The sequence below is a fragment of the Streptomyces sp. NPDC051320 genome, assembly GCF_040682175.1.
In the GTDB taxonomy this organism is placed as follows: domain Bacteria; phylum Actinomycetota; class Actinomycetes; order Streptomycetales; family Streptomycetaceae; genus Streptomyces.
Map to the genome: position 1 here is coordinate 24,080 of NZ_JBFBAL010000021.1, position 12,140 is coordinate 36,219.

A 12,140-nucleotide genomic window follows, 5' to 3' on the forward strand; every position below is an offset into this window, starting at 1 on the left:
CTTGCCACAAGACCCCGGTCACGGCCCAGAATCGTCGGCCGATGCCACAACCTGCGGAAACGGGGGCACGACGTGCGTGTGTTGTTGTCGATGTACGGGGGACGCGGTGACGTCGACCCAGTGGTAGGACCGGCAGTCCCGGTGCGGGGGCTCGGAGCGGAGGTGCGGGGGTGCGCGTCGCCCGACTGGGCGGAACGGCCCGCCGACTCGTCAGAGGGCGGGCAGCCAGAGACGAGGGGGTGCCTGGCAAGCGGTTCGACAGAGCTGGAGGCGTCGGTGATTCGATTGGCCACCGGAGCGCAGCGGGACACGGCTGCCTCGGAGGTATCGAAATGATCGAGCAGTACGTCTTGGATCTTCAAGAGGTCGACGAGACGCGGGTCGCGGTCGTCGGCGGCAAGGGTGCGCACCTGGGCGGGTTGTCGCGGATCGAAGGCATCCACGTGCCGGGTGGCTTCTGCGTGACGACGGACGCCTTCCGGCGGATCATGGCGGAAGCTCCGTCGATCGACGATCGACTCGATCTGCTGTCGCGCCTGAACCCGGACGACCGGGAGAAGATCCGCACGCTCAGCGCGCAGATTCGTCGGACCATCGAAGGGATCGCCATCCCGGACGATCTCACGGCGGCGATCACCCGTGCGCACACCCAACTCGGCGTGCAAGCCGCCTACGCCGTCCGATCCAGCGCGACGGCGGAGGATCTGCCGACGGCCTCCTTCGCCGGCCAGCAGGACACGTACCTCAACGTCGTGGGGGCGACAGCGATCCTCCAGCACGTCAGACGGTGCTGGGCCTCGCTGTTCACCGAGCGGGCCGTGACCTACCGCCAGCGGAACAGCATCGACCACCGAACGGTCCGCATGGCCGTGGTCGTGCAGCAGATGGTCTTCCCGCATGCCGCCGGCATCCTGTTCACAGCCGACCCCGTCACGGGCAACCGGAAGGTCGCCACCGTGGATGCCGGCTTCGGCCTCGGCGAGGCCCTGGTTTCCGGCCTGGTGAACCCGGATGTCTTCAAGGTGCGACACGGCGAAGTCGTCGCCAAGGCGATCGCCGCCAAACGGCGTGCCGTCCACGCCCTGCCGGCCGGCGGTACGCAGGAGGTGACGATCGACTCGCAGCGGCAGGAGCAGCCGGCGTTGACGGATGCGCAGGTCGTGCTGCTCGTGCAGCTCGGGCGGCGGATTGAAGCGCACTTCGGCCGCCCGCAGGACATCGAATGGTGCCTGGTCGATGATCGCTTCGCGATCGTTCAGAGTCGGCCGATCACGACGCTGTTCCCCATCCCCGAGACCGGTGACCAGGAGAATCACGTCTACCTCTCCGTTGGTCATCAGCAGATGATGACCGACCCGATGAAGCCCCTGGGGCTCTCCCTGTGGCAGCTGACGGCCATGGCGCCGATGCACGAGGCCGGTGGGAGGTTGTTCGTCGACGCTACCCGGCGTCTGGCTTCGCCCGTGAGCCGCGCCGGTCTCCTGGATGTCATCGGCAGAGGCGATCCGCTGACCAGGGACGCGCTGGAGACCGTCCTCGACCGCGACGATTTCGTCCCGTCGCTACCGGACGCGAGTCCCGGCCGGCCGCCGGCCGGCGGTGTCCCTGCCCCGATCGAGACCGACCCGGCCATCATCACCGAGCTGATCGAGCGCAGCCAGGCGTCCATTGCCGCACTGGAGCGCGGCATCCGTACGAAGACCGGACCAGCGCTGTTCGACTTCCTGCTGGAGGCCTTCGAGGAGCACAAGCGAGTCCTCAGCGATCCGCTGAACCTTCAGGTGATCATGGCGGGAATGGAGGCCACGTGGTGGCTCAACGACACGCTGCAGGAGTGGCTGGGCGAGAAGAACGCGGCTGACACGCTGACGCTTTCCGCCCCGGACAACGTCACTTCGCAGATGGGCCTGGCGCTGCTCGACGTCGCGGACGCGATCCGCCCACATCCGGAGGTGGTGGCGTTCCTGCAGGGCGTCGAGGACGAGGGTTTCCTGGACGAGCTGGCGAAGGTCGCGGGCGGGACCGAAGCGTGTGACGTCATAGAGGACTACCTCGACCGGTACGGCATGCGCTGCGTTGGCGAGATCGACATCACGAGGCCACGTTGGCGCGAACGCCCCACCACGCTCGTGCCCGTGCTCCTTGACAACGTCAGGATGTTCGAGCCGGGCGCCGCCGCGCGGCGCTTCGAGCAAGGGCGGCAGAAGGCACAGAAGAAGGAACAGGACGTGCTGTCACGCTTGCGGGCTCTGCCGGACGGGGACCAGAAGGCCGACGAGGCCAAGCGGATGATCGACCGGCTCAGAACCTTTATCGGGTACCGGGAGTACCCCAAGTACGGCGTCATCAGCCGCTACTTCGTCTACAAGCGGGCCCTGCTGAGGGAGGCCGAGCGCCTCGTGCAGGCCAACGTGCTTCCTGAGAAGGAGGACATCTTCTATCTCACGTTCCAGGAACTCCACGACGTCGTGCGCCGCTCGAACCAGGTGGATGACCAGCTCATCCAGCAGCGCAAGGACGCGTTTCGGTCGTACCACGCGCTCAAACCGCCCCGGGTGCTCACATCGGATGGTGAGGCCGTCACCGGGGCGTACCGGTGCGACGACGTGCCGGCCGGCGCCCTGATCGGCCTACCGGTTTCCGCCGGAACCATCGAGGGAAGGGCCCGCTTCATCCTTGACATGGCGGAGGCCGATCTCGAAGCGGGCGACATCCTGGTCACGACCTTCACGGACCCCAGCTGGTCGCCGCTGTTCGTCGGAATCGCGGGCCTGGTGACGGAGGTGGGCGGCCTGATGACCCATGGGGCAGTGATCGCCCGGGAGTACGGCTTGCCGGCCGTCGTGGGCGTTGAGCAGGCCACCCGGCTGATCCGGGACGGGCAGCGGATTCGCGTGCACGGAACCGAGGGGTACGTCGAGATCCTGCCTTGACCACGGTGAGGCAACGGCTCAGGGTTGCTTCACCGTCCACGTGCCGTTCTGGTTGCGGAAGGCTGCAAGGTAAACGTGCCATCGAAGTGAATTTCGACTGGAGGGTCTTGGTCTCCAGCAGCCCCCACGAAGTCAATGCCGATCCCCGCACGTGGTGCGGGTTCTACGAGCGGCTCCTTGTCCCTTAATGTGGCTTTTGATGTCGTGTCTCCACGGATGGGAGGAGCTGGGGCCGTGGCGTTCGCGGAGTCCGTTGGCGGTGGTGACTCCACGCCCACTCCCGCCTCGGCCCCGGAGCCCGAGTATCGGTCCTGGGCGCCACTGCTGGCGGTGTGCGCCGGGTATTTCATGGTGATCCTGGACGTGACGGCCATCAACGTCGCCGTGCCGGTGATCGGCCGGGAACTGTCGGCCTCGCTCACCGGCATCCAGTGGATCACCGATGGGTACATCCTGGTCTTCGCTGGGTTCCTGCTGACGGGTGGCGCGCTGGGTGACCGGCTCGGCAACCGTCGTGTCTTCTGCTCGGGCGTGGCGGTGTTCACTCTGTCCTCGGCTGCTTGCGCGCTCGCGCCGAGCACCGCTTTCCTGGTGGCGGCCCGGCTGGTGGAGGGGCTCGGTGCGGCGCTCATCGTGCCCGGTTCCCTGGCCCTGCTCCAGCAGGCCTACCCGGCATCGGCCGCACGCTCTCGGGCCTTTGGACTGTGGGGTTCTATGGCGGGCATCGCGGCCGCTGCCGGCCCGCTGTTGGGTGGGCTGCTCGTCTCCACGCTGGGTTGGCGTTGGGTGTTCCTCATCAATCTGCCCGTCGGTGTGGTCTGCATGATGCTGACGCTGCGGCATGTAGCACGCTCGCCCCGGCGCGCCACCCGGGCCCTGGACTGGCCGGCACAGTGCGCGGTCGTGGTGGCGGTGGCGCTGCTGACCGCGGCGCTCAACGAGGCCGGACGGCGGGGCTGGTCCGATCCGGCTGTTCTCGCCGGGGTGGGCCTGGCCGTGCTGGCCGCGGCGGCGTTCGCGGTGCGCGAGCGGCTGGCCCGTTCTCCGGTCCTTCCGCCGAGCCTGCTGCGCTCTCGTGCCATGAGCGGTGGAGCCGTCATCGGCCTGCTGTTCAACTTCGGCTTCTACGGCATGGTGTTCACCGCGAGCCTGGAATTCCAGCACCAGCGCGGTTTCAGCGCCCTCGGTACCGGGCTGGCGCTGTTCCCGGCGGTGGCGATGACCATGTTCGCCTCCGTCCTCTCCGGGCGGCTGGCCCGCCGCACCGGCGATCGTCCACTGGTGATCTTCGGCATGCTCCTGGCCGCCCTGGGGCTGGCCGGCTGGGCCGCTGCGGGAGCCGACCCCGCCTACCCTCTGCTGGTGGCCCCGTTGATGGCCGCGGGATTCGGTACCTCCTTCGCCCTCACCGGCTCAACCGCCACCGTGATGGGTGCCGCGCCTTCGGCGTACTCAGGCGCCGCCTCCGCCCTGTTCAACACCACCCGCCAGATCGGCAGCGCCACCGGCGTCGCGCTCGGCGGCAGCCTGCTCGCCACAGCCACCGAGTACACCACCGGGCTGCGCACCAACATGGCCATCGGCGCGCTCGCCTACCTGATCGCCGCGGGCCTTGCGTGGCTGTGCGTGCCGGCGAACGCGAAAGGAACGTAAAGCGTCTTGAGGCCGTCAGGCAGGCCGGGGCAGTCTGCGACTTCGCCGGCACCATTGTCGAGACCGGCATTGACTCCGATCGCTTGGCCGGAACCCGTGCATGCGCCGGAGAACATGCGCTGTCCAGAGTGAATGCAGTGGAGCTGTGGGCGCTGGCCGGGGGCGCACCCCAGAGCATGACCGTGGTCAGTGTGACGGCGCTGAGGGCAGCCGCGAGGTGAATGCGCGGGCGTCCTCCGGGAGTAGAGCCTGGCGCGGCTGTCGGTCAACGACCTCTGATCTCCGGGTGGGCAAAGGCCGCGTCCGCCCGTGGCGCGGACGGGGTAGATCTCGACGCTCCCGGGAAGTGAGACTCATCCAAGCTCGGCTTGGAGGAGACAGCTCTGACCAGCCCGCTCAAGCTTCGATGACGAGAAAGCCCATCCATCAGCTTTCGGTGAGAACGCTCAACTCCACTGCGCCGGATCATCGGTTGTCCTGTGTCACGGACAGCAGAACTTTGAAAGCCACGCCCGGCGCCAGTGATGGGCAACCACAAAGGGGCTCGCCCGGTCCCGCAGAACAACACAGGGAACGTTGACCGGTGGCCCACAGCGCAGAGCCCCCGACCACCGTTCCGGGCGAAGGCTCTGCACTCACTGCGAGGCGGTGTGGTCAGTCCGCCCTGTAGATCTGGATCCTTTGGCATGCGTAGCTGACATCGTCGCCGAGGTTTTGATCAGCCCACGGTGCAGCGCAGGACCCGGAGCCGTCGGCCAGAGCGCCCGCGGCGGAGCCTACGAGCTGGGTCACGGGGTTGTCTTGGGCGAAGTCGGTCTGCCCAGGGTCTGCCGTGGCCGTCGTGGCACCGCAGAGGATTGCGGCGCCGGCCAGCAACGCGGCCGTTCCCAGTCTTGTCCCACGCATCAAGGTTGCTCCGTTCGTTCGTGTCGGCACCGGAGGTAGCGCCGCTCGTGAGAACGCCTTCGACTCGATTTTGGTTACGCCACGAGCGGCCTGACCTGCGCCGCGCTATCGCTCAAGGATCGATGAACGCACTCGTTCGGAGCACACGTCCATCGAAAGAGGTTCGTGAACTCGCCGAGACAGCCTCGCTCTGGCCACTGTCACCACCACCGTCCGTAGCCTGATTCGCCGGGTCTGATACACCACTGGCGGGACATCCGACCGGCCGGCTCGTGCATCCGATAACCCCAGCACACGCCCTGCTGGCGGATATTCTTACTCGTCCAGAGCGTGTCTATGCGGGGCCGGGCGCTGCCGCGGAAAGGCGGCGGTGGGCAACGGTGGGCGAGGGCCGCCGGAGAGCCCCGCCCCGCGCGTGGCGCCGACCCGGCAGGCGAGACCGGCAGGTTGTCGTACGCGCACCAACAGCGACACCCTGAATCGAGTTCGGAGCGCATGATGAAGGCAGTCCGTTTCAACCAGTTCGGGGGCCCGGAGGTCCTGGAGATCGTGGATCTCCCCGATCCGCATCCGGGGCCCGGCCAGATCCGGATCGCGGTGCGCGCGGCCGGCGTCAATCCGAGCGACTGGAAGAAGCGCAAGGGCCTGATGGATGAGGAGCTCCCGCAGACCCTGGGCTATGAGGCGGCGGGGGTCGTCGACGAGCTCGGTGAAGGCGTGGCGGACGTGGCCGTCGGCGATCGCGTGTTCGGCTTCTCCGCTGAGGGGGCGGCCCAGGCCGAGCTGGCGCTGCTGTCCTCGTATGCGCCGATCCCACCGTCGCTCGACTTCCCCGGCGCTGCCGCGCTGCCTGCCACCATCGAGACGGCCACGCGCGCGCTCGGCCAGTTCGGCGTCGCGCGCGGCGGCACGGCCGTTCCCGCGGCGGCCTTCGATGGCCTGGGCGTGCTGGAGAAGTCGCTCCCAGGTGCCGTTGGCTGACCACAGCATGTGGCGTTTGTGAATGGTCCGCCATGGGCCGAAGCGAGCGGGCAGCTGACGCCACTGACAGCCGGTGCTCAGCCGGTGAATGATTCCGTTGATCACCTGTCGGTGGTCCCGCCGGCGGCCCCAGCGGTTGTTGCTCTTGGGCAGCAGAGGCTCCAGCACCGCCCACTCGTCATCGGTGAGATCCCCCTGCCGAGCACACCACTGCCTCCTCTTTCAGGCGGCGTTCGGGTCCGCGATCTGGTCGGCGACGCTGCGGGGCTCTCGGCCCAGCAGCTCGGCGAGCAATGGATCGACTCCCGCGAAGCAGCCTTGGCGGGCGGCCTGGAAGGTGGTGAGCGTCATCCGCGCCATCGCCTCCGGAGTACCGGCGGCGACCTTGCCGGCGATCCATGCCTCGTCGTCCAGCGTCACGTGCGTGACCCCATGGCCGCTGGCCTTCGATGCCATCACGGCGACGTCGTCGAACGTCACCGCCTGGCGGGCGGTGACCGTGACCGGACCGTCGAAGGCCCGCTCACCGGCCAGGATGACCGCTGCCGCTTCGGCGGCATCGGCGCGGTCGGTCCAGGACACCGGACCGTCGGCCGGGGCGGCGATTATGCCGGTCTCCTGCCAGGGACCGAGGAGCCAGGCGAGGCTGTGGGCGTAGAAGCCGTTGCGCAGCGCGGTCCAGGCGACGCCCGATTCGGCCAGGAGCTGCTCGGTGGCGGCATGGTCACGCGCCGGGTGGAAAGGGCTGTCGGCGCCGGCGCCCTGGTGGCTGGTGTAGAGGATGCGCCGGGCTCCAGCTGCCACGGCCGCCTCGATGGCGACGCGGTGCAAGGAGACGGCATCGGCGTGCGGATCGTTGGAGGAGACGAGCAAGACCTGCTCCGCCTCCTCGAAGGAGTGCCGCAGCGCGGCCGGGTCCTCGTAGGAACCTTGGCGTACCCGCACGCCGAGGTCGGCGAAATGCTGAGCCTTGGCGACTTCGCGAACGCTGACGCCGATCTCTTCGGTGGGCACGCGCTTGAGGAGGTGTTCGACAGTGGCGCCGTTCAGGGCGCCGGTCGCTCCGGTGACGACGATCATGAGTGTCTTCCTTTCCTTTCCGCGGTGCGTCGGGCGCAGGCGGGGTGGTGTCAGTGGCTGCGCAGGAGCGGCAGGAGGATGTCGTCAACGAGATGCTCGATGAACGCCTCGTCGCACGGCTCGCCCGCGATCACGATGCGGTGGACTATCACCGCCGGGGCGACCTCGGCGAACAATTCGGCAGCCCGGGCAGTCAGCTGCTCCCCGTGCCGGATGGCCTTGCGCAGGGGCTCGTCGGTCATCGCTGCCTCGTCCCGACGCAGAATGCGGCGCATCTCCTCCGCCAGGCGCGCGTCGCTGCGCATCCCGGCGAACAGGGCCCCCAGCAGACCGATCTCCTGCTCGGCGATCTGCCGGCCCAGCCAGGTGACCAGCCCGAGGAGGTCTCCTCGCAGGTCACCTGCGGCAGGCGCGGGAGGTGTGTCGTGCGAGCGATGCTCGACCGCGGCCGCGACCAGCGCGGCCTTATCGCGGTAGCGCCGGTAGATCGTCGTCTTCGCTGCCCCTGAACGGCTCGCCACCGCCTCCATGGACAGCGGCTCGTAGCCCACCTCGGTCAACAGCGCCAGCGTGGCATCAAGAATGGCCAGGTCACGACTGGTATCACGCGGGCGCCCCATGACGGGGGGCCCAGCCGTGCCGCCACTTCCCGAGCCATTCGATGCGCTTGCCACGCCTAGACCTACTTTCGATACGCTACGGTTGCGTATCGAAAATAACTCAGAGGGCAGACCCGCGGCAACTCAGGCTCGCTAGATCAAGGAGGCAGGGCCTAGCGAGGCCGGCTACAGACGGCGCCGGCGCTCGTCGGCGGACGGGCGCCAGGCCCTGGCCGGCCTCGGCGCAACCGGCAAGCGCTACCGGCCGCAGACCAACGGCACAGTCGAACGCTTCAACCGCACCCTGCTCGACGATGGGCCTACCTGCGGCCCTGCGCCAGCAACGCCGAACGCACCGACGCTCTGCCAGACTTCCTCCACACCTACAACCACCACCGCTGCCACACCGCACTCGCCGGCCAGACCCCCATCACCCGCGTTGACAACCCCGAGGGTCCATACACGTGGAGCGTTTTCGACAAGGCGCTGTCGTTCAGCTGGCTGGGCACGTCCGGTGCCTGTGATCACAAGACGGAGGATCGCCCGGGCCCGACGGCATCGGCGAAAGCCCAGTCCGTCGGCGGCCGCCTGGGGGAGTGCCGCACCCCGAGGACGGGGTTCGAAATCGTCGGCGAGTTACCGCTGAGCCTCAACCCCTGGGAAGAGAAGCGCGGCGAGGGATCAGCGCCAGTCGGGAGCACCTGCGGCGGGTGACAGCACAGTCTCGATCTCCGTCCGTATCTCGTGCATGACCTCGACGATCCGGGCGCTGTGCCCCTCGCTGAGTCGTGTCACCGGCACCGAACAGCTGATGGCGTCGATGGCCGGTGTGTCGTACCTCAGGGCGAAGCCGAAGCCCGCGATGCCGGACACTGTCTCCTCGTAGTCGACGGAGTAGCCGCGCTTCCGCACCCCGGCGAGGTCGGCGAGCAGCGCGGCGCGTTCGGTGTGCGTGTTCTCGGTGAGGGCCACCAAAGGCGCGTTTGGCAACGGGAGTTGGTCGTCGGGCCGTTCGGCGAGCAGGGCCTTGCCGAGGGCTCCGGCGTGGGCCGGGATCCGGCGGCCGACCCGGCTGATGGTGCGCAGATATTCGTGGGACTCGCGCGTCGCGAGGTAGATGACGTTCGGCCCGTCGAGCCGGGCCAGGTGAATCGTCTCGCCGAGCGCATCCGACGCCTTGTCGAGATACGGGCGGGCCGTCCGCACGTGTGGGTCGCTGTCCAGGTAGCTCGTGCCCGTGTGCAGGGCGCGGATGCCGATGCCGTAGAGGGAACCGGTCTTGTCGGAGCGTACCCAGCCGCAGTCGACGAGGGTCTGCAGCAGCTGATACATGCTGCTGCGCGGTACGGCCAGGTCCTCGGCGAGTTCGTCCAGGCGCGCGGGCCGGTCGCCCCGTGTGGCGAGCAGTTCGAGTAGTGCGACGGTGCGGGCCGCCGACTTCACCCCACGGACCCCGCTGTTTTCCGGCATGGCCGCATTTTAAGTCCGCGATGCCGCGCCCATTGACCGCGGCCTGGTCATGAACCTAACCTCCGTTCTCATACATGCACGGCATCTGCATATAGGGATGGGTCTCATGGAGCGGATCAACGCGGAGATCGAAGACGTCGCTCGGCGGCTGCGCGAGGGTATGGCCGGCGGAGTGCTGTCCTTCCCCCTCACGAGCTTCCGGGACGACGGCAGCCTCGATCTGGAGTCGTACAGGACGTATCTGACCGCTCAGGTGGCCACCGCACCCGGCGCGGTGTTCCCCGCTTGCGGAACCGGGGAGTTCAGCGCGCTGGACGAGGACGAGTACCGGGCAGTTGTCGAGGCCACGGTCGAGGTCGTAGACGGCCGGCTGCCTGTGGTGGCGGGGATCGGCTACGGCTGGGCACAGGCACTTCGGTTCGCCCGCATCGCAGAGGAGGCCGGCGCCGACGCCCTGCTGGTGCTGCCGCATTACCTGGTCGGCGCCCCGCAGGAAGGTCTGGTCGAGCAGCTGCGCCGGATCGCGGCCGGCACCCGGCTGGCGCTCATCGCGTACCAGCGCGGCCAGGTCGCGTTCACCGCCGAAAGCGTGCGCCGGATCGCCGAGATCCCCACGGTCATCGGTCTGAAGGACGGGCACAGCGATCTCGATCGGCTTCAGCGCCTCACCCTCGCCGCACCCGACGGCTTCCTCTTCTTCAACGGAGCCGCCACCGCCGAGATCCAGGCCCGCGCGTATGCCACCGTCGGGGTCCCGGCTTACTCGTCGGCCGTCCACGCGTTCGCGCCCGAGATCGCCGATGCCTGCTTCAGCGCCCTGCGGGACGGCGACGACGCGGCGGTGAACAAGCTCCTGCGTGACTTCTACGTCCCCCTGGTCGAGTTGCGTGACCGGGTGCCGGGTTACGCCGTGTCCCTGGTCAAGGCCGCGGCCCGGTTGCGAGGTCTGCCGGTCGGCCCCGTACGTGCCCCGCTCACCGACCCGGACCCGGCCGACCTCGGCGACCTGGAAAAGATCCTCGACGACGGTCTGAGCCTGGTCGGAGCCGTCCGCCGACGCACCGCCTGACACGAACCCACCGCCGCCGCACTCCTTTCACGCACCGCCACCGCCACCGTCTCCGAGGAGCCGATGGCAGGCCGGCGATTCGACAGTTCGACAGTTCAAAGGGGAACTGACATGCCACTCCTTGTAGTCGGGATCAGCGTTCTGGTTTTGCTGCTCCTCATGACCCGACTGAAACTCAACGGCTTCGCCGCCCTGCTCCTCGTGGCGGTCGGCGTCGCTGTGGTTCGGGGAATCCCGCTGGAGAAGATTCCGGACGTCCTCGCGGAGGGCATCGGGGGCCAGATCGGCGACACGATGCTCACCATCGGGCTCGGGGCGATGGTCGGCCGGGTCATGGGGGACTCCGGAGCCGCACAGCGCATAGCCGGCAAGCTCCTCGACGCCTTCGGACCCCGCTGGGTCCAGGTGGCCATGGTGGTCACCGCCATGCTCATCGGCGTGACCATGTTCTACGAGGTCGCGTTCATCATCATCGTGCCCATTGCGTTCACCCTGGTGAGGGTCACCGGATCGAAGCTGCTCTGGGTCGGTCTGCCGATGTCGATTGCTCTGTCCACCATGCACAGCTTCCTGCCGCCGCACCCCGGCCCCACCGCTGTCGCCGCGACCTTCCACGCATCCATCGGACTGACCCTGCTCTACGGCCTGTTCATCGCCATCCCGGCCGGTGCGCTGATAGCCCTCGTGTGGCCGCGCCTGCCGTTCGTCAAGGCGATGGACCCCGCGATCCCCACGGGCCTCGTCAGCGAGCGCGAGTTCACCGACGAGGAGATGCCCGGCCTCGGCTGGTCGCTGTCCGTGGCCCTCTTCCCCGTCGTCCTGATTGCCGGCGCCGCCCTCACTGATCTGGCCACCTCCGCCGACACCCCGTTCCTGCACCTGGTCGCCTTCATCGGCTCGGCACCCATCGCGCTTCTGTTGACCCTGGCACTGGCGAGCTGGGCGTTCGGACCGCGGATCGGCCGCAGCCTCGCCGATGTCAACGCCTCCTGCACCTCGGCGGCCAAGGCCATGGCCATGATTCTGCTGGTGATCGGTGCGGGTGGCGCCTTCAAGAACGTCCTGGTCGAAGGCGGGATCTCCGACTACATCAAGTCCGCAACCGACAGTTGGGCGATCTCGCCGATCATCCTCGCCTGGCTCATCGCGGTCATCCTCCGCATCGCACTGGGCTCGGCGACGGTGGCCGTCGTCACGGCATCCGGCGTGGTGCTGCCGCTCCTCTCGGGCAGCGGGATCCACGCCGAGATGATGGTGCTCGCCGTGTCGTGCGGCTCCATCGCCTTCTCACACGTCAACGATCCCGGATTCTGGTTGTTCAAGGAGTACTTCAACCTATCGGTCATTGACGCGATCAAGGTCCGCACCAGTTACACGACGGTGCTCGCCATCCTCGGTCTGGGAGGAGTCCTGGCCGGCGAGTGGGTCCTCGACGCCCTCAGCCTCTGA

At 68.1% G+C, this 12,140-nt stretch carries 7 protein-coding genes and 3 pseudogenes; 6 read left to right on the forward strand and 4 right to left on the reverse strand.

All coding sequences use genetic code 11. The annotated features are described in order from the left end of the window. The first annotated feature begins 332 nt into the window (after positions 1 to 332). From rph to AB0M87_RS30860, 3 genes and pseudogenes are all read left to right on the forward strand, one after another. Positions 333 to 2,933, forward strand: coding sequence for a rifamycin-inactivating phosphotransferase (gene rph / locus AB0M87_RS30850; protein WP_365858824.1), 2,601 nt, complete (start codon positions 333 to 335; stop codon positions 2,931 to 2,933). Positions 2,934 to 3,167: 234 nt separating this feature from the next. Continuing rightward, positions 3,168 to 4,586, forward strand: a complete 1,419-nt coding sequence (locus tag AB0M87_RS30855) for an MFS transporter (RefSeq protein ID WP_365858827.1) — start codon at positions 3,168 to 3,170, stop codon at positions 4,584 to 4,586. Between the two features lie 1,404 nt (positions 4,587 to 5,990). Beyond that, positions 5,991 to 6,410, forward strand: a pseudogene (locus AB0M87_RS30860) (alcohol dehydrogenase catalytic domain-containing protein); the annotation flags it as partial. A gap of 96 nt (positions 6,411 to 6,506) precedes the next feature. On the opposite strand, the pseudogene AB0M87_RS30865 reads toward AB0M87_RS30860, so the two are convergent. The 3 genes and pseudogenes from AB0M87_RS30865 to AB0M87_RS30875 form a co-directional block, all read right to left on the reverse strand. Then, a pseudogene (locus AB0M87_RS30865) lies at positions 6,507 to 6,665 on the reverse strand (transposase); the annotation flags it as partial. 30 nt (positions 6,666 to 6,695) lie between these two features. Further along, positions 6,696 to 7,553 (reverse strand): NAD(P)H-binding protein, encoded by an 858-nt coding sequence (locus tag AB0M87_RS30870; protein ID WP_365858829.1) that lies wholly within the window; start codon positions 7,551 to 7,553, stop codon positions 6,696 to 6,698. 50 nt (positions 7,554 to 7,603) lie between these two features. Continuing rightward, positions 7,604 to 8,173, reverse strand: coding sequence for a TetR/AcrR family transcriptional regulator (locus AB0M87_RS30875; RefSeq protein ID WP_365858831.1), 570 nt, complete (start codon positions 8,171 to 8,173; stop codon positions 7,604 to 7,606). 238 nt (positions 8,174 to 8,411) lie between these two features. On the opposite strand from AB0M87_RS30875, the pseudogene AB0M87_RS30880 reads away from it, so the two are divergent. Continuing rightward, positions 8,412 to 8,602 (forward strand): annotated as a pseudogene (locus AB0M87_RS30880) (integrase core domain-containing protein); the annotation flags it as partial. Between the two features lie 231 nt (positions 8,603 to 8,833). Here the strand turns inward: AB0M87_RS30880 and AB0M87_RS30885 are convergent. Continuing rightward, the gene (locus tag AB0M87_RS30885; RefSeq protein WP_365858833.1) at positions 8,834 to 9,622 is read right to left on the reverse strand and encodes an IclR family transcriptional regulator; all 789 of its coding nucleotides are present in this window, start codon (positions 9,620 to 9,622) and stop codon (positions 8,834 to 8,836) included. Positions 9,623 to 9,728: 106 nt separating this feature from the next. On the opposite strand from AB0M87_RS30885, the gene AB0M87_RS30890 reads away from it, so the two are divergent. Both AB0M87_RS30890 and AB0M87_RS30895 read left to right on the forward strand, forming a co-directional pair. Then, positions 9,729 to 10,691, forward strand: coding sequence for a 5-dehydro-4-deoxyglucarate dehydratase (locus AB0M87_RS30890; RefSeq protein ID WP_365858835.1), 963 nt, complete (start codon positions 9,729 to 9,731; stop codon positions 10,689 to 10,691). A 111-nt stretch (positions 10,692 to 10,802) separates the two neighbouring features. Continuing rightward, the gene (locus tag AB0M87_RS30895) at positions 10,803 to 12,140 is read left to right on the forward strand and encodes a gluconate:H+ symporter (protein WP_365858837.1); all 1,338 of its coding nucleotides are present in this window, start codon (positions 10,803 to 10,805) and stop codon (positions 12,138 to 12,140) included.

Excerpts from the sequence above, each read along its gene's own strand:
- rph (WP_365858824.1), top strand. The coding sequence starts at position 333 with ATGATCGAGCAGTACGTCTTGGATCTTCAAGAGGTCGACGAGACGCGG.
- AB0M87_RS30870 (WP_365858829.1), bottom strand. The coding sequence starts at position 7,553 with ATGATCGTCGTCACCGGAGCGACCGGCGCCCTGAACGGCGCCACTGTC.
- AB0M87_RS30875 (WP_365858831.1), bottom strand. The coding sequence starts at position 8,173 with ATGGGGCGCCCGCGTGATACCAGTCGTGACCTGGCCATTCTTGATGCC.
- AB0M87_RS30885 (WP_365858833.1), bottom strand. The coding sequence starts at position 9,622 with ATGCCGGAAAACAGCGGGGTCCGTGGGGTGAAGTCGGCGGCCCGCACC.
- AB0M87_RS30890 (WP_365858835.1), top strand. The coding sequence starts at position 9,729 with ATGGAGCGGATCAACGCGGAGATCGAAGACGTCGCTCGGCGGCTGCGC.
- AB0M87_RS30895 (WP_365858837.1), top strand. The coding sequence starts at position 10,803 with ATGCCACTCCTTGTAGTCGGGATCAGCGTTCTGGTTTTGCTGCTCCTC.